Below are 23,344 nucleotides of genomic sequence, written 5' to 3' on the forward strand. Positions count from 1 at the left end.
TATCAAAAACTCGAGAGTTCTTTGAATTCGAAATAACGATTCTGGATTTCGAGATAGCTCAGGTCTTCCAATCCTTTAGTGCTGAATTTTTCAACGCAGAAGGACGCCATTACGCTGCCGTAAATTACAGCGCGTTTCAGATTGTCGAAACTCAGGTCGCGATTTTTATGAAGATATCCGGTAAAGCCGCCTGCGAAAGCGTCGCCCGCTCCAGTCGGATCGTTAATATCCTCCATAGGATAAGCGGGAGCTGAAAATATCGAATCGTCTCCGAAAAGCAATGCGCCGTGTTCGCCCTTTTTGATTATTAAATATTTCGGACCCATCTCCGATATAATCTTAGCCGCTTTAATCAAATTAGGCTGTTGGGTTAAAAGTCTCGCTTCCGAATCGTTGATAATCAAAACGTCGACTCTTTTTAATACCTTCAACAAATCATCTTTAGCTCCTTCAATCCAAAAATTCATCGTGTCGCATACTACAAATTTCGGATTGGTTAATTGATCCAGAACTTTGAGCTGCAGCGCCGGAGATATGTTGCCCAGAATAACAAAACTGCTTTTCTTTTTTTGTTCTGGAATAACAGGGTTAAAATGTTCAAACACGTTCAAATGAGTAAAAAGCGAATCCCTCACATTTAAATCGTAATGATATTTACAGCCGTAGCGGAACGTTTTTTCGCCTTCTACTATCTGAAGTCCTTCCAGATCGATATTATGATTTTCGAGCATCCGGACGTGACGCTGTTCGAAATCGTCTCCGACTACGCCTACAATACTTACCGGAGCCGTAAAATAACTTGCAGCCAAAGAAATATAAGTAGTAGAACCGCCCAGAGCGTTTTTAACGCTGTCAAACGGCGTTTCGATATCATCCAGACCGATTGAACCGACAACGAGTAAACTCACAGTTATCACCTTTTTTTGTTTATATAAATATAGGAATCATTTTCGAAATTTTATTTCGAGCAGGTCAAAAAAATGTTTTTGATTCATAAAATAATCTTCAATAATCTTTAGCGATTTGCGCTGACCCTCCCAAGGAAGCATACCGCGCGCTTCGCCGGCATCGGTCCATTTGTATTCGCAATGCTCTTTAGACAATATTATTTCCGCGCCGGCATTAAGCATTGCCGCGAATACAGGTATTAATACAATACTGTCGTTATCGTCCGAATAAAAAGAATTTACGTTCGGAACTGTCCACAACCGCAGGGGGCGCTGCCCTGTTTCTTCATAAATTTCTCTCAATGCTGTTTCGTAAGCCTTTTCGCCTTCTTTTATTTTCCCTGTCACCATCTGCCAAATCGATGGATAGAGTTCGCCTGCGGATCTTTTTAAAAGTAAAAATTCGATTCCTTCTTCTTTTTCCCTGAAGAGATGAACTTCAATCATATTCGATATTATTTTCATAGTATGATCTCAAAAATACGCTCTCGCCTCGGCGCGCATGGAATGAATTACTCTTCGTTTGCCGTAGATGCGAGCTTCGTAATTTACGGTTGTTTGTATATAATTTGTAATTCTGTAATCGAAATACGTTCTGCAAAAATAATTTTTCCCGACGATATTTCCTTTTAGTATTTCGAAAGGAATATTGTTTTCGTTCGTATTGGCGTTTATTTCAATTCTTTCAAATTCAATTCTCAGTCTGCCCAGATTCAAGAATGAATAATTAAATTGAATAGTCTGGGAATTATCGTCGATTATAGTGGGACTCTCGGGATAATAATCCGTGCTTCTGCCTGTTGATATCTTGAAACCCACTTCTACTTTCCGGGCAGGTTTGTACGAAAAGTTTGTCGACAATTCGTCCCTTCGAATATTACGGGAGCGCTTGGTTATGGGAGGCGCGATATAATTATCCGCCTGATTCAAATACTCGGATTGATTGCTCAATTCTTTCAACATTCTGAATCTCAATCTTACCGATCGTTCTTTGAGATATCCTTTTTCAACGCCGTTGCTGTATTGATTCAAACTTTTGCGCTCCAGATAACGCAGCCTTATTGAAAAATCCGAACGGTTTTTAAATAAATCCAGGTCCTGTTGAAAAAATTGAGCGCCGTTTATTGTAGTCGAATCATTAAGGAACTCAGACAGCTTGAACAGATAGATATTTGACCTATTTCTGTCCCTGCTGTTTTCGTCGACCCGCCAGTACGTTTCGGTCGATACGGGTTTAAGATATTTACCGAAAAAGCCGTCTCTGAATTTTGAGAAATCGATTCGTAATCTGACGTTCGATTTCAAATCGATTACGGGGAACCGTTCTTCGGTAGGAACGGTAATCAAAATAAATTCGCCGTCGTAAGAAGTCAATTCGAATTCGCTTTCATCGGCAATACCGTTGTTATTCAAATCCCCCAGATAAATATAATTTCCGTAGCCCGTATTAACTTTAACAAAAACTTTTTCGTATTTGGCAGATTGTTCGGTAGATACCTGATAATAGATATCCCCGCTTACGGCTCTTTCGAAAAAATTAAATCTGTTTTTGGAAAGCAAAAGAAACGTCTCGCTGTTCGTAAAACCCTCGGCTAAAAATTCGTCCGTATATTTTTTATTGCGAAGACTTAAGTTCAACGACGAATTTAGAAAAGACGCCCCGTTATATTCGAGGGTCAATTGTTTGATATCCGCTTCGGATTGTTTGATCAATCGATTATTGCGTGCGGCAAATTCTTCTCTTACCGAATAACCTCCTTTTATATTAAATGCGCCGGAGATAAATTCGATAAACGGCGCCGCTTCTCTGTATTCATAACTGCTGTTAATCAGACTGTCGGAAACCTGTTCTTCTTTTTTTTCGAAGAGAAGATCGATGCCCGGTCGAAAATTATAAATCTTATAAAATGCGTTCCCGTTCTGGCGATTCCACATGGAATTGAGCGAACCGTTTCGGGACGAAACGTAATCCAGAGTGTAATCGATAGTGTAATTTTTTTCGTCGGTGATAATAGCGTTGCCGAAAAAGCGGTTCGATTTGAAATTGTTTCCCTGTTTCAAGAAACCGTAACTCGAATTAAGCGTGATTTTTTCTCCCGGTTTATAAACAATTCCCGCTTCTCTTAAAAGTTGATTCCCTTTTTGAGTCGATTCGAGATTATAATACCTGTTGAATTCCACATCGTTTATTCTGTCGAGCGTTGTATAGCGGTTGTCGATAAATCTCTCTTTAAAACTCAGTCCAATATTTCCCAAATTTATGTCGTAAAGTTTGAAATCCCTCGGTTTAATTTCGAGTTCCACAAGTCGGGCGTATCCGTAGTTGTCGTTATCGTCGAGCGAAGAAAATCTGTTTTGGTCGTAACTGCTGCCGGAGAGTTCCAGTTTAAGATTTATGCCCATTCCAAGGTCCGATACAGCCGACAAAACCGTTACCTGCTTTAATTCGGGAAGCGGTAAATAAATCAACGGCATATAATTGCCTTTGCCGGGACCCGCATACCGGTAATTGCCCAACCCCCTTTTAACATAATCTCCTTTCGCTTCGCCGACATAGCTGAAACTCACGTTATATAACGACGAATCGCCTCCCGGCGCGTAGAAATAATATTCAAAAAGTTCGCCGTTAATGACCGTATCTCTTTTGGCATAAATACCTTTGACGTTGCCCGCCGAATCGGTTTCCGCCAATCGAACGCCGCTTTTGTATGCATTGACTCGGGAATCGCCGGCATTTCTTAATATATTCAGGTCGTCGTCCGTCAAAGAAAGTTCAACGGGGCTGTCCTGATTGTCCGCCTCTCTGTAATATGAAATTCCGACGGCAAGCCTGTCATCGAACGCTTTCGAATTTATATTTACTCCCATAAAATTGCGGGAATAATTCAGATCGGTATATTCGTAATCGACATGGATTCTGCTTGCGGAAGTAATAATTCTTTTCGGAGTGAATGTAATGGTTGCATTCGAATAATCGATTATATAATCGTAATTTTCGCCTCGAGCCATTTCGATTCCGTCGAGAAATACTTTTTCGCTGCCAGCTATAATTATAACATTCCGTTCGTTATTCTGACCTGTAAGCCGGTACGGTCCCTGATCTCCGTCCGAACCGAAAAAATCAAGAGAGTTGAATTTACCCCGCGCTCCTGCAATAACCAGATTTCCTTTAACTGTCCCGTCGTCGGAGCGGATTTCGGTTTTGAATCCCTGTAATTTTTTTGTCACCCTTGAAAATTGGGAAGAATTATCGATGAAATCGATATCTCCGAAAGTTCCGGTAAAATTACGATGCCTCAGCTCGATGAACACTTTGTCGATTTCATCGAGCGTTTGAGTATTTCCTTCGGGTTGAATAGGAGTGCTTTCATCGGTAAGAGCTGCTATTAATTCCAGATCGTCGGACAATTTTCCGCTTAACTGCAGTCTGAGCCCGCTGTTCAATGTAAAGTCCCTGTTGGTGCCGATTGTAAAGCCTCTTATAATCGATCCGCTCTTGTTGATCTCCCTTCCGAAAATCGATTCCGCCGACAATGTTTTGGATAAAGGCTCTACTGCAATTAATGTGTCTTTCGCGCTATCGTCGTATTTGAAAACCGGAGTTTGGCGGCGATATTCTTTTTTCAAAGAAACCGCCGTCGAGGAATAACGAATTATTAATGTATCCCCGATATTATAACGCGTAATATCGTTAAGTTTGAACTCGCCTTTTCTGTAAGAAATCGTATATTCGTTTTTATCGAGCGGCTTGCCGTTAATTAAAATTAATTCGGAAAACGGAATTATATTAAGCGAAGAGATTTTGTAATTGTTTTTTAAACTGACCCGGAATGTATCCGATACCGTTGCCGATTGCGCGTAGAGATTCCACCCGCTCAGAAGCAACGGCAAAAGTGCGATAAGTTTTTTCGGTAATCTTAATTTCATGACAAGGTAAAGACAAACGATATCACCTCGTGATTATTCGTAGCGAAGCGCTTCTATCGGGTCGAGATTGGCTGCCTTCATAGCAGGATAAACTCCGAAGACAACGCCGACGACGGTTGTAATAATCAGACCGATTACAATCCAGTCGATCGGAAGTATAAGCGAAACGCTCAAATAGAGAGCTACAATGTTTCCGCCTATCAAACCGAGCGCAATTCCGATCAAACCGCCGAACCAGCTGAGAGCGACTGCTTCTATAACAAATTGCGTTAGAATATTCTTTTTCTGCGCTCCCACGGCTTTACGGATTCCGATTTCCTTCGTTCTTTCGGTAACGCTTACAAGCATAATATTCATAATACCGACTCCCGCCGCAATCAACGCAATAAACGCTATAACTGCCGCGCCTAACCGGAAATATTTTGTCAATTCGTTGAACTGTTCCGTCAACTGATCGTTTGTGACAATTTCAAAATCATTATCCTCACCGGGAGCTACTCCGCGTATTAACCTGAGAGCTCCGATTACTTCATCCATCGTTTCCTGAATCAAATCTTTGCTCGGAGCCATTATAAGAAACGACGCCGACCTTTCCCGTCCGAAATATTTCTGAAAAACAGGCAGCGGAATACATACGAAATTATCCTGCGACTGCCCGAGCACAGTGCCGCGTTTTGCAAACGTACCGATAACTTCGAATTCGAATTTATCGACCCGTATAGTTTGTCCGACCGGACTTATATTCTTGAACAACTTATCAACAACGTCGTGCCCGAGCACCGCCACCGGACGGCTCAATTCAACATCGGCATTGGTATACATTCTGCCGTCTTCCATTTCAAGATCGAGCGCAACAAAATAATCGACGTTAGTGCCGGCTACATAAACAGTAGGATTGGTCTTTTCGTTACGAAAACGGACAACCCTTCCTGTAGCGTTAAGCACAATGCCAACCGCTGCGGGTAGTTCCGTCATTTCCCTCAGTTTTTCGCCTTCATAAGGAGTTAAATCTTTTCTGTTTCTGTATTGTCTTCTCGCATGAGGACCTCCCGCCTGAAAAGCGGGATATTTCTGGACAAAAAAGTTATTGGCGCCGATTTCATTAAATGCGTCGACAATATTCTGCTGAATTGCGCTGATTGCCGTCATAACGATTATAATCGAAAACAGTCCGATTGCAATTCCCAGAAGAGTTAAAAAAGATCTGAGTTTGCTTCCGATGATCGATTGATACGCCAGTTTAATGCTTTCCAGTATAAGCATTATTCATACCTCAACGAATCGACAGGATTCAAACGCGAAGCCTTCCATGCAGGCACAAATCCGGAAATAATACCGACCAGCGCCGAAATCAAAAGCGAAATAAATACAATATGAATAGGAAGAGATGTCGGTAAAAATTGATTAATCACGAGACTCAGCGGATATGAAAGAATAATTCCGATAATTCCTCCGATCATACAAATTACAGCCGCTTCGGTTAAAAACTGCAACAGAATCGACCATGTTCTTGCGCCGATAGCTTTTCGAATTCCGATCTCCTTAGTCCTTTCGGTTACCGACACAAACATTATGTTCATAATACCGATTGCCCCGACGAAAAGGGAAAGAGCCGTAATAACAATACCGGCTATTGCGACAACACCGACCGTCTGGTCGTACATTTGTTTGAAAGCTTCCTGTTGATTGATGGCAAAATCTTCCGGTTTACCCGGAGGGACTTTACGGATTACGCGCATTGCGGCTATAATTTCTTCTTTGGCGTCTTCAAGTCTCTCTACGTTACCGATTTTAATGTCGATTCGCATTCGATTGCGCGCTTGTCCGACGGCGGCTTCAAACGCTTTGAATGGAATTATTACCTGTCCGTCCAAACTGAAGGCTCCCAGAAAACCGCTTCCCTGTTTTTCAATTATTCCGATAACTTTAAACGGTATATTATTAATACGGATTTCTCTTCCGATAGGACTTATGTCGGGAAATAATTCGTTCTGAATATCTTTGCCGATAATACAAACGCGCCGCCCGGCTTTAGCCTCCCATTCGTTCATAAATCTGCCTTCCTCCAGAATAATCTGACTGGTACGGGCATATTCCTGCGTGGTGCCGATTATCATAGCGGATTCAACGGTTCTGTTTTTTCTTTTTACGGAGGCGCCGAAAGTTCTCTTTGTGGGAGCCATTGCTTCGTAATTTTTTAGTACGGTTCTGAGTTTTTCGTACTGTTCGTAAGTGATGTCTTTGCGGTTCCTGTAGAGGCGCCAGTCGTTCATGGCAAACCAGGGGAATTTATCGACATATAAAACGTCGCTTCCGAACGACGAAATCGAACTCATGAAGGCTTCCCTCAATCCCACAATAGCAGTCGACATTGTCGTTACAGCTACAATTCCGATTATAATACCGAGGGTTGTCAATACGGAACGCATTTTATTTGCCCGAATTGCCCTCAATGAAATTAACAGAATTTCTTTAAACTCTATAAAGAATCTTTTCATATGCCGGTTGATTTATCGGTATTAATATAAAAGTTTAATTTTAATAAAAAAAATAAATTGTAGAATTACGTTCTATCGATTGAACAGACAGGAAATAAAAATAGTTTAAAAATTCCGCAGTTTTCTGCGTAATTTTGCTCCTTACATAATGCCCTCTTAAAGTCAACTTAATTTATCTGTGTACCGTTAATTTTAACGTTTTTCAAAATAAGATTAATCGTATTCGAAATCGAATTTTCTTTTTCCACACCTTTAAAATCGCAGTTGATAATTTCTACATTCTCAATCGGCGATTCTTTCAGTCCCAAAAACTCCAGTGCGTATTCGCTCTTTTGGCTGGTAACATTTTCAACACGTATGTTTCTGAATTTAGGCGGAAATTCGCGCGGTCCGATTTCTTTCGGATCGTAAAACATATTCAACCGGACGATTGCATTGCTTACCTCGCCCACTTCGATATTTCTCACGTAAATATGTTCAACCACTCCGCCGCGAATTGTATTTGATTTAATTCTCAGCATCCTGTCGAGATTCGGGCTGTCCATTTTACACTCTTCCGCAAACACAAAACTGCAGCCGCCGGAAATTTCGCTTCCGATCACAACTCCGCCGTGCCCGTCTTTCATAGTGCAATTTCGAATAATAATATTTTCACTCGGAGCGTTAATTCTCCTGCCATCGTTGTTTCTGCCAGATTTAATTGCTATACAATCGTCGCCGTTATCGAAATAACATCCTTCGATCAAAACGTTTTTGCACGATTCCGGGTCGCATCCGTCGTTGTTGGGACCGTGACCGATTGTTTTAACGTTGCGGATAATGATATTTTCGGAAAGCGCCGGGTGCAAAAACCACATTGGCGAATTTTTGAAAGTTACTCCTTCAATCAGAATATTCTTTGAACTATAGAATTGAACAAAATTTGGACGCAGATAATGTCCTTCGCCAAAGATGCGTTTTTCGACGGGAACATTATTATTATTCATTTCAAAAAGTCGAGGTCTGCTGTTCGGGTTATTTTGAGTTTCATCGTCTTCCGGATTTTTTCTGCCTTTCCATTTCCACCAATTTTCGTCGGAAGCCATACCGTCAAAAATACCTTCGCCCGTTATCGCCACATTTTCCACTTCGTAACCGTAGATCAAAGGCGAATAGTTATAACATTCCACGCCTTCCCAACGAGTAAAAACAACGGGCAAATAATCTTTTGGATTTGTACTGAATAACACAACCGCATTTTTCTCCAGATGCAGATTAATATTGCTCTTAAAATGAATAGGACCGTTGCATTTATAAACGCCTTCGGGAATTATAATTTTGCCGCCGCCCGATTTGCTGCATTCTTCGATTGCTTTGTCGAGCGCGGGTTTAATATTTTCGGATAACGAAGCTTTACCGGCGTAATCCGTAATTTTGAAAACTCTTCCCGGTATTTCAGGTTCATGAATATGCTTTAGTATTTCATCGGCTTTTTTCCAGGGGTCGTTTAAAGTCTGCGAACCGATAAAAAGCGGCAAAAAAAATACAAAAATGCCTATGTAAAATTTCATACATTTCATAAAGATCTCTAACTATTGATTATGAAATTATTTTTCGTTACAGCTGATACAAGTGCCTCTCAGTATTAATTCCGACTCGACGGTTATCTTTTTCGAAGTTTCGTCGGTTTTTTTGTCGATTAAGTCGAAAATCAGGTTCATGGCATTTTCAGCGATTAATTTTGTAGGTTGGTCAACGCAGCTAAGCGGCGGCGACAAAAATTTTTGAATCCGCGCATTTCCGAAACAAATGACGTCGATGTCGTCAGGTATTTTGTAGCCGACTTCATTTGCAGCCATATAAACGCCCAGCGCAACAGGATAAGTAACCGTAAAAATCAATTTAGGCAGATTATTTTTGAGATATAATTCCATAAACGATCTGTAACCGTATTCCTCGCCAAAGCCTCCTTCAATCACCCAATCGGGATTAATTTCGACGCCATACTTATTCATCGCATCCTGAAAGCCCATTAAACGCTCCCTGCCGATATTAATATCCGTATAACCGGCAAAGTGCCCGATTTTACGGTAGCCCAATTTAATGGCGTGTTCAATGGCTTTGAAAGCGCCTCCTCTGTCGTTTACCACAACGGAATAAATATTTTCCATTTCGGGGATACGGTCGATAAAAACAATCGGTACGTTTCTGTTTTTTACGAGTTCGAAAATTTCATAGTTCTTCGTTTCCTGAGTTATCGAAACGATTATTCCGTCGACTTTCATCGAAAGGAGCGTTTGAATCTGTCGTTTTTCAATTTCCGCGTTTTCCTGAGAAACGGTCAAAATTATGTCGTAATTTTTTGAAAACGCCAATTGATAAACGTGCTCTATAATCGAACCGAAGAAAAAGTGAGCAATTTTGGGAACGACAAGACCGATAGTGTTCGATTTGCGGGCAGAAAGATTGCGAGCCATAATATTCGGAATATACCCGAGCTGTTCCGCAGTTTGTTTAACAAGGTTAGTGGTTTCGGGTGAAATATCGGGGTGATTTCTGAGAGCCTTAGAAACCGTAACCGTAGAAACATTGAGTTTCTTGGCAATATCGCTGAGTGTAACGGCTTTGTTTTTCAATTCTTCAGACCAATTTTATTCGGAAAAATAACAAAATATAAATAAAAACGGGACTGCAATTTTGCAGTCCCGCCGGTAATAAATTACTTCAGAAGAATCATTTTCTTAGTAAGAACGAGATCGCTCGATTTCAACTGATAGAAATAGATACCCGATGCGACAGAATTTCCGTAATTGTCTTTGCCGTTCCAGGTAATTGTGTGCGTACCAGCTGATTGTAATTCGTTATTGACCAATTTAGCTAATTCCTGACCGAGCGAATTGTAAACAGTAATCGTAACATTCGAAGCCTTCGGCAATTGATAACGAATATTCGTAGTCGGGTTAAACGGATTCGGGTAATTTTGTTCGAGTACGAATTCGTTTTTGATTACCGGTTCGTCAGCCACGCCTACAGTTCCGCCTTTCGACCAGAGTTCTTTCAATTCGGGGAACCAGTTAAGATCGCCTGCAGGGAAGCCTTTAGCAGCTCCGGTATATGCCGGAGAGGAAGTCGAATACGACGCGTCAAATTCATTGACATAATACGTCAACGGACGTCTGTCCATATCCTGCGTTGCAGGATCCCAATAATCATTCGGCGTGTCTTTCGTCTTATTGGCTACCGTTACATAATATTCCATCATCCCTAACATCAAATCCGGCACGTTTGTCAATCCGGGATCGCTTATCATCGTAAAGGCATCGGCTGCTTTCGAACCCAATGCCGATTTTATGTAATTCGACAACGGTTCGCCTACGTCAATTTCAGGATATTTATCGAAGAACGACTGTCCCTCTGCGGTTACCGCATAATAGTTATGGTCTACTACCCATTGGGTCGTATCGTTCGGAGCGGCAAATATCCATGCCATACGGTTATTTCCATTGGCATACTGCTCGCCCGTGTTTGCCCATTCTGCCGTCCTCGTGGCATCCGTCGAGTCCTCGCCTGCGGCAAATGCATCGACAAACAAGTTATTCGTTATCACTATCTCGTCGCCTACGTTACCCAACGACAATAATCCGTGAAAGCCCATGCCGTTGACAAACGTATTATGATCAAACAATCCGTAACCGATATTGCCCGTTCCAGCCAGCGGATTGCTGAAATTATAGTGACGGATCGGACGGTCAATATAATTTACAAACGTATTGTTTATCAATATCAACGAATCGCACGTCGAGGCTCGTAAATCGATGCCTTTGCCGGCTCCGAAATTCGATACCGACAACGCGCCTAAATTTGCAAATATACAGACCTCTACTCGTATAGTTTTTGTAGAAGCTTCTGTTCTTAATACCTGCCCCGATACGTTCGAGAATATACAATTCTTTAGTGTGATCGAAGCTCCTTCTCCATCTGTCCTCAAAAATGTTCCGCCTACGGTATACAATTGATCAAATACGCCGTTTGCCGGATCGTCGGCAGGTTCATAATATCCCGTTATTGCTATATCCTCTAATATTATATCTCCGCCTCTTGTCCTCAATAAATATCCCGGAGGATTCTGTGGATTGTCGCCCGTACCGGTGGGATATTGATATATTATCGCTTTCTGACCATTGGACGACCGCATACGGAACGTATACTCCTTCTCCACATAAAATGATTCCGTATTATAATAAATCTTCCCCCCCTCTAATTCGTATACTCTGCCTTCGGGTATTCCGCCGTTTGCTGTCGTATCGGCGCGTATCTGCGCTATCAAATACGACTCCGGAGTGCCGTCAAACGGCTTCAAACGGAGTACGTTTTGCGGGTAGGCGTACCCGGCAAGAAATATCAGCAGCAGAAAAAGACTCAGTTGCTTTTTGGTTATCATGTTGCCTCCTATTATTATTGATAATTACTGAGTTAGACCTCAGTTAAATTTATAATTATAATTCCAACCAGACGCCGGCTTCCACAGTTATACCGTAACGTTCCGCCGAGCGGGGTATTTTGTAGCCGTCTTCTCTGTTTTCGAGTAAGTTTTCTTCTTTAATATTTGTCAAATTATTGATATTGCACAGTACGGTTATGTTATCCGTAATTTTTTGTTTTAAAACAAGATCGAGACGAGTAAATGCGCCTACTATTCTGTCGGAACGTCCGCTGGGCGAATAAGTTCTGTAATACTCCGATTGATGGAAGAGCGACAAACGTCCTGAGAAGCCGCCTATATCGTAACCGATCGAAATGTTGCCGAAGAATTCGGGTTGATTTTCCAAACGTTGTTTGTATGATTTTACAACCACTTCGTATTTAGGCAAAGGAATTCCAAGTAGCGGATCTGTTACATAAATAGTATCCCGTTCGGAACCAATCAATGAAGTTTCAGATCGTACCAACGAAAAGTTGTAGCTAAGAACAAAGTTCTTAAGCCATCCCGGCAGCCACGTAAAATTAATCTGGTGATCGACTTCGAATCCCCATACTTTGGAATTATCGGGGGAATTATACGGGACGTACAAATCGTAATTACCTCTGTGAGGCGAGCTCCAGTTGAGTCCCAGAGCGTGAATTAACGTATCGCCTACAGTCGAGATACCGTTCAGCATGTGATACATATCTTCTATTTGCTTGTAAAACGCCGACACAGAGAAAAGCCCTATTCTGTTGCCGTAGAAAGAAGTGTTGATTTCGAAGTTCCAAGCCTTGGCAGTTTTGAGCAACGGATTTCCGAGAATCAGTATTCTGTCTCCGCCAGTCGTGGATTCTCTCCATGCAAAGTAAGACAATAGCCTCATGTTAAAATCGGGACGTGCTAAAGCGCGATAAGCCGCAAGCCTAACGTTCATAAAATCGGTAACGGCTATATTTAATTGCAAGTTGGGAAGAACTATTGTCTCTTTATACGTGGAACTGGTATCTCTGGTAGAACCGACGGGAATCGGGAAACCGCCAATCTGACGCGGCGAATATTTGTTTGAATAGTCATGGCTTTCGTGCTCAATTCTCGCTCCTAAAATCACTGTGATAGCCCTTCCGATTTTAAGAGTATTCATTGCATAACCGGAAGTAACGGTTTCCGTAATATCGTATGTATTTGCCTCGGACGAAGGATCGTTATGATATTCGGGATTTGTACCCGCCTGATTAATTCCGTTCTTGTTGAGCGCATACCATTCTCTGAGCTTATCCCTGTTGATTAAAGGATTCATATTAAAATCGTCGAGAATAATTTTCGAATTTGGAGACGGGTCGAGAAAATCGTTGAACGATATAGTTCCGATGTTCGGATTTTCCAGATAGCTTCGGTAAAAATCTTCGAAATAAGTTCCCGTAAAATCCTTCGGAACAATAGAACCGTCTTCCAATTTTTCGTACGCGCGCCAGTAACCGAGATAATAAGGCGAATAGATTCTCGAATTTACATTCGTTCTGTTTTTGGAGCGGTATTTGGCGCCCGCCTTAAAAGTTCCGGTAACAGATTTCGTTATGGTATAATCCCTGGTTAAATCCAGAAAAGCCGTTATTTCTTTTTCGGCGTTATCCTGAGTATAATAATATGCCTCGCTGAGCGTTGCAGCCCGGAAGTTATTGTAAGCATAATTTGTAAGCGCTTCGGGATTTTCTTTAATAATCGGGGGGCTCATCATACCCGACAAACCGCCGCTCGAAGGCTCTACAAACCGGAGCTCATAATCATAAGGATAATAAGCTTTGGAACGCGCAACGAAAGTCCTCAATTCGTATTTAAACCGAACAAATTATTTTCGCCTGTTAATGCGCTGCTGAAAATGTCAATAGTTTGTTCCCTGTCTCTGAATATGTATGCTACTGAAGCTTCCGTAACGGGATAATTTCGCGAATGAACGAGATAATCTCTCGTAGTAGTACTGAATGTAGTATTTAATTTAATATTTCCTTCGTCGGGCGTATTAATGTCGAGAATAAGTCCTGCGCCTTTTCTGTATCTGATTTCATCCGTAAATTCCAATTCGAGGTCGCCGATAAAATAATCCGACTGGTTTTCGCCCGTAGTTGAATAACTGATGTCGATTCTTTCGTTGCTTCGGATTTTTCTTTCGATATTACCGTTTACCTGCACGCCCAGTAAATTGTCGAAAAATCGTTCTCCGTACTTAAGACTGAAATCATACTGGCCGAACGAATCCATAATTCCGTTATAGCCTCCTTTCGAAACAAAGCGGAGGTCTCTTACCTCAGGAGCTTTTTTGGTAACGAGGTTAATGCTGCCCGCAATAGCGTCCGCGTCTTTATCGGGAGTTAAGGCTTTATAAAGCTCGATACCAGCCAGTGAACTTTGCGATATGGTACTCAGGTCGAGCCCGCGTTCGAGAGCGTCGGTAGCCGGCAGTCTTACTCCGTCGACCGTAACGCTCAAATACTTACCCGACAGACCGCGAAGAATAACTTTGTTAGCTTCTCCTCCGGAACGAATCAAAGAAACGCCCGGCAGTCTTCCGATCGATTCAGCCGCATTAGCGTCGGGCAATTCCTGAATTTTTTCTTCCGAGACAACATTTACGATCGTATTCGAAGAAAGCTGTTGGTTGATTGCCGCTACCTGTCCTACAGCCTGAGCGGTAATAGTTATTTCGGTACCTTCAATTACGTCCGCCACAAGGGGCACATCGAGTACAAGAGTTCTATTGTTTTGAATAGTAACTTGCAGAATTTTCGGTTTGTAACCCACATAAGAGATTTTAACATCGTAAGTGCCTGCTGGAATTCTCGAAATATGATATTCCCCTTCAATATTTGTGGCGCTTCCGAGAGAAGTTCCCATCAAAAATACGTTTGCGCCAATTAAAGGCTCGGCTGTAGCCGAATCGGTGACAACCCCCTTCAAATTACCCTGCCCATATAAATTAACAGCGAGAAAAAAAATTATAATTAAGCGGTTAAATAATTTCATGGGTACCTCATTTAATAGATTTTTTGACTGTTTAAGTTAATGTTTACTTAATTGCTTACTTAAATTCTCCAAAAAAAATTTTAATGTTAAGTAAAAATTGACTTCTCTTAAATATTTAATTATCTCAATTTTATTTTGCGAGGCGTGATTTTGTGTTAATATTACACTTTTGAATATGACTGCCCCGCCCGATATGAAGCAACAAACTAATCAGTCGGGACAGTCATTCTCATCATAATTATTTTATCAATCTGAGCATTAATACGTCATGCGACCGAACTACTGCTTTCAACGGCTCGTCTGTCGTACCTATAAATTCGTGTTTCCATATATCTCTAAGCCTATATCTGTTATTTTGAGTATCGAGCGTTCTGTTGAACAATTCATCTATCACTTTTTCGTTTTGCCAGTCGAATACAATTTCTTTATCCGCGTCATTCCGGTTCAAAATGCAGAACGCCCATTCGTCGTTTACAAGGGGTTTGAACCAGACTTCAACGCTGTCCTCCGACGAATATTTAAAACCCTGAATACCGAGCGAATCCTGGTCGATTGCAATGGCTTCTTTATTTGTGAGTATTTCGAGTGTTTCTTTCGACATGTTTCTGATATCGTTGCCGGCTATTAAAGGAGCCGCAAGCATACACCACATAGAAAAGTGAGCCCGGTCTTCATTAACGCTCATACCGTTGCCGACTTCAAGCATATCGGGATCGTTCCAGTGCCCGGGACCCGCATACTGCCTCAATCCTTCCTGCATATCGAGAATATACGTTACTCCCCACGATTTCCATGTTCCGTGATCCACAAAGCAATCGAAACAATCGGTTATATCTCCGGTTGTACGCCAGAGATGTCCAACGTCTTTGCCCCATTCCCACGGTTGATTGTCGCCCCATTCGCAAATACTCAGCACCATTGGTCTGCCTGCGGCGCGTATAGCGTCGCGTATTGTCATATAAGCTCCTTCGGCGCAGAGTCCTTCCGTATTGCACCAATCATATTTCAAATAATCGATACCCCACTTTGCGTAAGTGAGAGCGTCCTGGTATTCATAACCTCTGCTGCCGGGTCTGCCCCCGCATGTTTTATAACCGGCGCACGAGTAGATGCCGATTTTTAATCCTTTCGAATGAATATAATCCGCAAGGGCTTTCATTCCGGATGGAAATCTTTCCGGATCCGGATGAATAAATCCGAGACTGTCCCTTTCGCCGTGCCAGCAGTCGTCCAGATTAACATAAAGATAACCGGCGTCTTTCATCCCCGATTCAACTATAGCGTCCGCTATTTCTTTAATAAGTGCTTCGTCAATATCGCATGCAAACTTGTTCCAGCTGTTCCAGCCCATCGGAGGCGTAAGCGCGAGCCCCTCGTATTTTTGAGCCGTTATATCTCCCCCGATAAAGAAAAAGAATGCCGCAAGCGCTATCGAAAATACTTTTTTCAGATTATCCATTAATCGCTCCTCTTTTGTTTATTTTATGTAGACTTCCATCAAACAATTTTTGCAATCGAATTTCAGTTCGAATTTGCCGTTCCTGTTTTTCAGGTAATATATTTTCGAATTATTATTAGTCGTTTTCTTGCAAATTCCGATTTCTTCCAGAATGCAGTATCGGGACGTCATCAAAGGTTTATTTTGAAATTCTTCCGAGTAATCCAATCCGCGCTCAATCTTTTCGACTCCGCATTTTATATAGAAATTTTCCGTCAGCCGATTAACTACATTTTCTCTGTAATCAATTTCTTTCTTATAATAATTTGTGTATCGCGGCTTAAAAAAAGAGCTGCGTTTTTTCCGGTGATGTTCGATTCTCAATTTTGTCAGTTCCTTCAGCGTTTCTCTTCTGAACCGGTTGATTTGCGAAATTGCAAGGAAGGATATCTTCCCTTCGGCGATATTAACCTGCGTTGCGTTGTAGATTGTATTGCCGGTTTTGGAAAACTGTTTTTTCAACAATCCGATAAATTCGGTTTCTTTAACGGGCTGCGTGAATTCAATTTCGAATTTCTTAACAGCTGCAATGCCGTCACCGCATTCCGCTTTAATCGTAATTGAACGGGCGTCGAAAGAGATATAAAAAGAAACGTCAATTTTTCGATCGGTTTCTATTTCGAGTTGCTTTTCGAATAATCTGTCGTAATTTCTATATATGCCGGTATTCTTAGGAACGACAAAATTGCCATCGTAAAAAATAGAATCGTTTGCAATTTTGTTTACATAAAAGCCGTTCAAATTTCCCTCGTTGTCAAAATAGCAGAGCCCGTCTCCGGTATGAACGTCATTATTATTAAGTCTGATGAAACCTTTTCCGGATTCAATAACTTTTCCGATTAATTCCCCTGTCGACTTAGGCGTGTTAAACGAAGCCAATCGATCGGCCTTACCGTTTAGAAAAAAACTTGTAAAACCGCGATTGAACGATTTTTCGGGGGCGGGTATAAAATCGATTAAAGATTTTCCGGAAGACGCCCTTTCGATTTCGTCCGAATTATCAATTATTTCATCGAGCCGGTTCCGATAAAAAGCAGTAATGTTTTTAACATAATTTACGTCCTTGAGTCTTCCCTCAATTTTAAAAGAAGAAATTCCCGCGTCGATTAAATCCTTCAAATAATCCGACAAATTCAGGTCTTTCAGAGACAGCGGGTATCTGTTTTTTATAATCGGATTTTCATTTTCATCCAGAAGGTCGAAAGCCATGCGGCAGAATTGAGCGCACTCGCCCCTGTTGCCGCTGCGATTAAAAAGCGCTTTGCTTATATAGCATTTTCCGCTGAAACTTACGCAGAGGGCTCCGTGAACAAAGAATTCGAGCTCCGCACGGGTTGACAGGCTTATTTCTTTAATCTGTTGCAGCGAAAGTTCACGCGCGAGAATAATTCGATCGACTCCGATACTGTCGATAAATCGAATTCTTTCGGGATGGTAATTATCCGTTTGAGTCGACGCAATTAATTTAACCGGAGGGAGATCCATTTCCAGCAAACCGAAATCCTGAAAAATGATTCCGTCGATTCCCGCCTCATACAAATCGAAAATTAAACTGCGAACCTCTTCGATTTCGTGGTCATAAAAAAGTGTGTTAACTGCGGCATAAACATTAACTCCGAACGGATGAGCATAGTCGGTTAAAAGCTTAATGTCTTCAATCGAATTGCCGGCAGCTTTGCGCGCTCCGAATTTAGGAGCGCCAATATAAACGGCGTCGGCGCCGCAATCGATAGCCGCCATTCCGATTTCCGCGTTTCCCGCGGGCGCCAGCAGTTCGATTTTCTTTTTCATATCATCTTTTTTCTTTTTGCTTCGGCAAGACTTGATACCGTTACATTGAGATTTTCAAGAAGTCCGTCTTTTAATGAATAGATAATGCCGTGCACGCTCAGTTTTTTCTTTTCCCTCCATGCGTTTTGAATAATCGACGTACCGCATAAATTTCTTACCTGTTCTACAACGTTTAATCGACACATCATATCGAAACGCTCGTTAGGGTTGTTTATTTTTTGTAATTTATCCCTGTTGAATCGATAAACATCTTTTATGTGTCTGAGCCAATTGTCGATAAGACCGTGTTCTTTCGATTCCATTGCCGCTTTCACTCCTCCGCAGCCGTAATGTCCGCAAACGAGTATATGCTCCACATTCAACACTTCAACTGCGAACTGAATAACCGAAAGGCAATTCAAATCCGTGTGAATAACCATATTTGCAATGTTGCGATGCACGAATACTTCGCCCGGCATTAAACCGATAATTTGATTGGCGGGAACCCGGCTGTCCGAGCAGCCGATCCATAAATATTTCGGTTTCTGCTGGCGCGACAATTTCTTAAAAAATTCCGGGTCTTCGTTTTTTATAGACTGAGCCCATTTTCTATTTTTATTAAAAAGTTCCTTTAATTCCCGATTCACAATTCCTCCTTATCATTAAGGATTAACAAAAGAATTTATTTCTGAATTCTCTATTGCTTTAATCAATCGCGGATATAAAAGCAGTCTTTTGATGCTGCCTCAAATAAAATTCATGAAAAAGCTCGAACTACATTTAACAATCAAAACAAACGGAGTCATTTTATTAAGAGGTTATTCAACCTTTAAAACTAAACGCGGAATTGCCGATCCGTCTAAGAAATTATTAATTAATTCAGAATATCAATTACTTGGAAAGAAAATTTAATCGTAAAATATTATTTTTACAAATTGGTATATGATTTTTAACTATGCACGGATCATCAAGCTTTTTAATGATTCTAATAATTGCATATACCTTAAAAGCCGCTACAGATTCAGAATAAGATTTATATTTGCATAACATAAAAAATGAGGTGAAAACTGGACAATCCCAATAAAATAAAATTAGGCATCATCGGAGGCGGACAGCTCTCTAGAATGATGGCGTTCGAAGCGCAGAAAATGGGCATTTATGTCGAAACTCTCGATCCCGACCCTAAATGTCCGGCTTCCTACGTTGTTAACAGTCTAATCATATCTGATTTTTATAATGAAGAACATCTTACCCGAATCTTTAACAATAACGATTATATTACTTATGACATTGAACATATCAACACAGACGTATTAAAAAGGCTTTATGATAAGGAACCAAAAATATTCCCTTCTCCTTACATATTGGAACAGATCCAGGACAAACTAATACAGAAAAAAATATTCGAAAAGGCAAATGTGCCTGCTCCCGCATATCGGAAGCTGGACAAAAATGAGATAGATACTTTCGAATCGGATATTTATCCGGTAGTGCAAAAATCAAGGAAAGGCGGATACGACGGAAGAGGAGTTTACGTACTGAAATCTCCCGCAGATAAAGCAAACATGCTCAAAACCGATTCTTTAATTGAAGAATATATCGACTTCGAAAAAGAACTTGCAATAATGGTCGCAAGAGACAAAACTGGAAATATCAAACTTTATCCGGTCGTAGAAATGATATTTGACGACAGGGTTAACATTTGCGACATTACATCGGCTCCGGCAAGAGTATCCGAAAAAGTAATCAAAGAGGTAAACTCGATTGCGGAAGCTATTGTTGAGACACTCGAGGGAGTAGGCATTTTCGGCATCGAGTTGTTTCTAACCAAAGACGAAAAAGTTTATGTTAACGAGATAGCTCCCCGTCCGCATAATTCCGGACATTATACTATCGAGGCGTGCAAAACTTCACAGTTCGAACAGCATGTAAGAGCGGTTTGCGGTTTGCCGCTCGGCTCGTCCGATCTGGTAATTCCCGCCGTAATGGCAAATATTCTCGGAGAAGAATCCCATACAGGTAAGCCGTTAATCATTGGGCTTAAAGAAGCTCTTCAAATCGAAGGGCTCTATTTTCATTATTATTGCAAATCTTCTACCAAACCGTTCAGAAAGATGGGACATATTACAGTTGTCGATAATTCTGTCGACTCGGCGTTCCGAAAAGTAAATCAAGCAAAAAATATCATAAAAGTAATAAGCGAGAAATAATATGAAACCGATAGTAAGCATAATTATGGGAAGCGATTCGGATTTACCCGTGATGAAAAACGCCGCCGAAGTCCTGGAAGACTTCGGAATCGATTATGAGATTAAAATTGTGTCGGCTCACAGAACTCCCGATTTCATGTTCGAATTCGCGCACAAAGCTGCCGAACGCGGAATCGAAGCGATAATTGCTGGAGCCGGCGGAGCGGCTCATTTGCCCGGAATGGTAGCTTCTTTAACAGAATTACCTGTCATCGGAGTGCCGATCAAAACTTCGTCGCTCAACGGCATCGACTCGCTTCTGTCGATTGTTCAGATGCCGGGCGGCGTCCCGGTAGCAACCGTCGCGATAAACAACGCTAAAAACGCCGGACTTCTTGCCTGCCGCATTTTAGCTTTGAAATATCCGGAGATAAAAAGTAAACTTATCGAATCGATAAAAAATACAGAAAAAGAAGTGTTGGATAAATCGGATAAATTATACAAAGAAGGTTATAAAAAGTATCTTGGTAATTCTTAAAAGCTCATAATTCTTTTCTTGAAATATGAAAAAAGAGCCGTGCTGAAATTTTCGTTCGTTTTAATCAGATTGTATTCGATGCCGTAATTGAGAGATTCGTTCTTTAATTTTTCAATAAAACCCGCCATCGATTCCGAGTATGCTTTACGAATATGATACGGCTGCGACGACAGTTCTTCCGAAGTTTCGAGGTCTACAAAAAGAGCGTCCTTTTCGAAATCGAAATCGATTTCCGATGGGTCGAGCAGATGAAACAGAATTACTTCGTTCTTTCTGTGTTTAATCTTTTTAATCGATTTGAGTATTGTATCGGCGTCGTCGAAAAAATCCGATATGATTATTGTCAATCCCCTTTTCTTAATTTTTTCCGTAGCCTTATTCAAACAGTCGGTTGTATTAGTCGTTCCTCCCGGCTTTACGCCCGCAAGTGAAATCAGGATATTTTTCAGATGAAGTCTGTTGGATTTGGGCGGAAGGTAATTTTGAATTTCGTTCGAATAAATCGTGAGAGCTACCGCGTCTTTTTGATTGATCATTATATAACTCAGAGCCGAAGCCAGCGTTACGGCATAATCCAGTTTTGTTACGGACGCCTTATGCTTGAAACTCATCGAGTTGCTTACGTCGAGAAACAGATTACAAATTAAATTGGTTTCCTCTTCGTACTGCTTGATATAAAACCTGTCGCTCTTAGCGTAAACTTTCCAATCGACATCCCTGAGCGAATCTCCCTGCATATACGGACGATGTTGACTGAATTCAACGCTGAAGCCGTGATACGGGCTTCGATGGAGTCCGACCATAAAGCCCTCGACAACTGCTTTTGCCCTCAGTTCAAGATTTTTAATTTTAGTTACGATTTCCGGTTGAAGATAAGCGACAATATCCTGCGATTTGACAAACATGTCACTGATTCTTTAATCTTTGCTCAAGCAATTTATCGGGCGGCATACCGAGATATTCCAGTTCGAGTTTAACGGAGGCAACCATTTCGCTTTCCGGATAGCGTTTCAGAAATTCTTCGTAAGTTTTTCTTGCCGCGCTTGTATCGTTCAATTCATTTGCTTCGATATAGCCCGCTACAAAAAGCGCTTTTTGAGATTCTTTGGCGTCGGGATATTCCGAAGAAAGTCTTTTATAATAAAGAACCGCGTTGCCGAGCGATTCTTTATTATCCGTTTCCTTAATCAAATTCATGTGATAAATTTTTGCTATTTCGTAGAGAGCTTTCGGCGCAAGCCGACTGCCGGGATGCTCTTCAACTAATTTATTATATTCGTTGACAGCGCCCTGAAAATCGTTCTTTTTGACCAATTCCATGGCGGCGTTAAAAATTTCGGTATCGCTTTGAGAACTGCACGAAACCAATAAAACCGAAAAGAAAAACAAGAATATTTTACGCATAAAATTTCCCGATTTTTTTGTTGACTAATATACAATAATAATCGGATAAACGGATTGAAATCAATTCTTATGATTTAAAAGTTTCAGAGAGTCTCCTCTCGAAGAAGAAACTCTTCTGCCGATCGATTCGATTTGCAATTGGAGACAGGAACGGCAGTAGTCGGGATTGTCGTTGACGCACTTTCTGTCGGCATAAATCTGGTATTTTTCCCTGTATGGCGAGGGTGTAAAGTCGGGCATTACTACATTTGCCCCGGCTTTAAGTCCTTTAATTCTGCCGTCTTCGTCAAGAGTCGCAAGAGCAGTCGTGGCGGGAATATGAGCGTCTTTCAGAACAATTCTTGCAACAGCCATTGTTTTAAGCGTCAGCAGTACGTCCCCGGCTTTTTTATTGTGCCACGGTGTATCGGGCGCGGGTATGAAAGGTCCGAACGCCGCCATATCGAGATCAAATTCTTTACACAACAAAATATCGTCGGCTATATCTTCCAATGTCTGATTCGGAAGTCCAATCATATTACCCGACCCTACCTGATAACCGATTTCTTTCAAAAAGCGGATATGTTCCAACCGTTCGTCCAATTTTTGATTTTCATGAAAAGCGGCGTATAATTTCGGATTTGCCGTTTCATGTTTTATCAGGTACCGGTCGGCTCCCGCAATTTTCCATGTTCTGTATTCTTCGAAATCGCGCTCTCCCAAACTCAACGTTATTGCCACGTCGGCTTTCCGTTTGATCGAATAAATTATGTAGGCAATCTGGTCAGTATCATAATATGCATCCTCGCCCGACTGGAGCACAATCGTAAAAATTCCTTTATTGATAATCTTATGAGCTACTTCAACGACTTCATCGGGAGTCATGCGGTACCGCGGCAGATTTTTGTTGCTTTTTCTCAAACCGCAATAGAGGCAATCCTGCTCGCAATAATTGGAAAAATCGATAATTCCCCTCAGATGGACTTCGTCGCCGCAATAAAGACGGCGTACTTCATCGGCTCTTGCGAATAAAGAATTTATCTCCTTTTCATCGGATAAACCGAGCAGATATATAATTTCGTCCCGGTTCAAACTCTCTTTTTTCAATAATTCGTTTATATCCATAATCGGG

18 protein-coding genes are annotated in these 23,344 nt (G+C 41.4%); 2 read left to right on the top strand and 16 right to left on the bottom strand.

The features are described from left to right. Positions 1-2 precede the first annotated feature (2 nt). The 13 genes from ACSSWA_RS11945 to can all read right to left on the bottom strand — a co-directional run bounded on the left by ACSSWA_RS11945 (position 3) and on the right by can (position 18,749). Positions 3-908 (bottom strand): PfkB family carbohydrate kinase, encoded by a 906-nt coding sequence (locus tag ACSSWA_RS11945; protein WP_437356805.1) that lies wholly within the window; start codon positions 906-908, stop codon positions 3-5. Between the two features lie 36 nt (positions 909-944). Next, the gene (locus tag ACSSWA_RS11950; protein WP_437356806.1) at positions 945-1,412 is read right to left on the bottom strand and encodes an NUDIX hydrolase; all 468 of its coding nucleotides are present in this window, start codon (positions 1,410-1,412) and stop codon (positions 945-947) included. 9 nt (positions 1,413-1,421) lie between these two features. Further along, positions 1,422-4,874 carry a hypothetical protein gene (locus ACSSWA_RS11955; RefSeq protein ID WP_437356807.1) on the bottom strand — a complete coding sequence of 1,151 codons (3,453 nt, stop codon included), beginning with the start codon at positions 4,872-4,874 and terminating at the stop codon, positions 1,422-1,424. Positions 4,875-4,907: 33 nt separating this feature from the next. Next, positions 4,908-6,137, bottom strand: a complete 1,230-nt coding sequence (locus ACSSWA_RS11960) for an ABC transporter permease (RefSeq protein WP_437356808.1) — start codon at positions 6,135-6,137, stop codon at positions 4,908-4,910. Continuing rightward, complete coding sequence (locus tag ACSSWA_RS11965) at positions 6,137-7,303, bottom strand: ABC transporter permease (RefSeq protein WP_437356809.1); 1,167 nt, start codon at positions 7,301-7,303, stop codon at positions 6,137-6,139. Before ACSSWA_RS11965 ends, ACSSWA_RS11960 begins: the two co-directional genes overlap by 1 nt. 236 nt (positions 7,304-7,539) lie before the next feature. Then, positions 7,540-8,922, bottom strand: a complete 1,383-nt coding sequence (locus ACSSWA_RS11970; protein ID WP_437356810.1) for a glycoside hydrolase family 28 protein — start codon at positions 8,920-8,922, stop codon at positions 7,540-7,542. Positions 8,923-8,958: 36 nt separating this feature from the next. Continuing rightward, the gene (locus tag ACSSWA_RS11975) at positions 8,959-9,987 is read right to left on the bottom strand and encodes a LacI family DNA-binding transcriptional regulator (protein WP_437356811.1); all 1,029 of its coding nucleotides are present in this window, start codon (positions 9,985-9,987) and stop codon (positions 8,959-8,961) included. 83 nt (positions 9,988-10,070) lie between these two features. Further along, entirely contained in the window at positions 10,071-11,792 is a 1,722-nt protein-coding gene (locus ACSSWA_RS11980) for a T9SS type A sorting domain-containing protein (RefSeq protein ID WP_437356812.1), read from the bottom strand. Positions 11,793-11,847: 55 nt separating this feature from the next. Then, positions 11,848-13,641, bottom strand: a complete 1,794-nt coding sequence (locus ACSSWA_RS11985) for a TonB-dependent receptor domain-containing protein (protein ID WP_437356813.1) — start codon at positions 13,639-13,641, stop codon at positions 11,848-11,850. Then, positions 13,638-14,768, bottom strand: coding sequence for a carboxypeptidase-like regulatory domain-containing protein (locus ACSSWA_RS11990; RefSeq protein ID WP_437356814.1), 1,131 nt, complete (start codon positions 14,766-14,768; stop codon positions 13,638-13,640). Before ACSSWA_RS11990 ends, ACSSWA_RS11985 begins: the two co-directional genes overlap by 4 nt. Before the next feature lie 304 nt (positions 14,769-15,072). Then, positions 15,073-16,293 (bottom strand): glycoside hydrolase family 27 protein, encoded by a 1,221-nt coding sequence (locus ACSSWA_RS11995; RefSeq protein WP_437356815.1) that lies wholly within the window; start codon positions 16,291-16,293, stop codon positions 15,073-15,075. An 18-nt stretch (positions 16,294-16,311) separates the two neighbouring features. Then, positions 16,312-18,123 carry a peptidase U32 family protein gene (locus tag ACSSWA_RS12000; protein WP_437356816.1) on the bottom strand — a complete coding sequence of 604 codons (1,812 nt, stop codon included), beginning with the start codon at positions 18,121-18,123 and terminating at the stop codon, positions 16,312-16,314. After that, positions 18,120-18,749, bottom strand: a complete 630-nt coding sequence (gene can / locus ACSSWA_RS12005) for a carbonate dehydratase (RefSeq protein ID WP_437356817.1) — start codon at positions 18,747-18,749, stop codon at positions 18,120-18,122. The genes ACSSWA_RS12000 and can overlap by 4 nt, the downstream gene beginning before the upstream one ends. Positions 18,750-19,169: 420 nt before the next feature. Here can and ACSSWA_RS12010 point away from each other — a divergent pair, with 420 nt between their 5' ends. Both ACSSWA_RS12010 and purE read left to right on the top strand, forming a co-directional pair. Further along, positions 19,170-20,312, top strand: a complete 1,143-nt coding sequence (locus tag ACSSWA_RS12010; RefSeq protein WP_437356845.1) for a 5-(carboxyamino)imidazole ribonucleotide synthase — start codon at positions 19,170-19,172, stop codon at positions 20,310-20,312. A 1-nt stretch (position 20,313) separates the two neighbouring features. Beyond that, a complete protein-coding gene (purE, locus tag ACSSWA_RS12015; protein WP_437356818.1) occupies positions 20,314-20,829 on the top strand; it encodes a 5-(carboxyamino)imidazole ribonucleotide mutase in 516 nt (171 codons plus the stop codon). Here the strand turns inward: purE and ACSSWA_RS12020 are convergent. From ACSSWA_RS12020 to hydE, 3 genes are read right to left on the bottom strand one after another with little or no spacing between them, the layout of a single operon-like run. Beyond that, a complete protein-coding gene (locus tag ACSSWA_RS12020) occupies positions 20,826-21,734 on the bottom strand; it encodes a DUF58 domain-containing protein (protein WP_437356819.1) in 909 nt (302 codons plus the stop codon). The genes purE and ACSSWA_RS12020 overlap by 4 nt on opposite strands. Before the next feature lies 1 nt (position 21,735). Continuing rightward, positions 21,736-22,233, bottom strand: coding sequence for a tetratricopeptide repeat protein (locus ACSSWA_RS12025; RefSeq protein ID WP_437356820.1), 498 nt, complete (start codon positions 22,231-22,233; stop codon positions 21,736-21,738). A 60-nt stretch (positions 22,234-22,293) separates the two neighbouring features. Beyond that, positions 22,294-23,337 carry a [FeFe] hydrogenase H-cluster radical SAM maturase HydE gene (gene hydE / locus ACSSWA_RS12030; RefSeq protein ID WP_437356821.1) on the bottom strand — a complete coding sequence of 348 codons (1,044 nt, stop codon included), beginning with the start codon at positions 23,335-23,337 and terminating at the stop codon, positions 22,294-22,296. Positions 23,338-23,344 lie beyond the last annotated feature (7 nt).

Origin of the sequence: Melioribacter sp. Ez-97, from assembly GCF_051488665.1 — a bacterium.
Lineage (GTDB): Bacteria > Bacteroidota > Ignavibacteria > Ignavibacteriales > Melioribacteraceae > Melioribacter.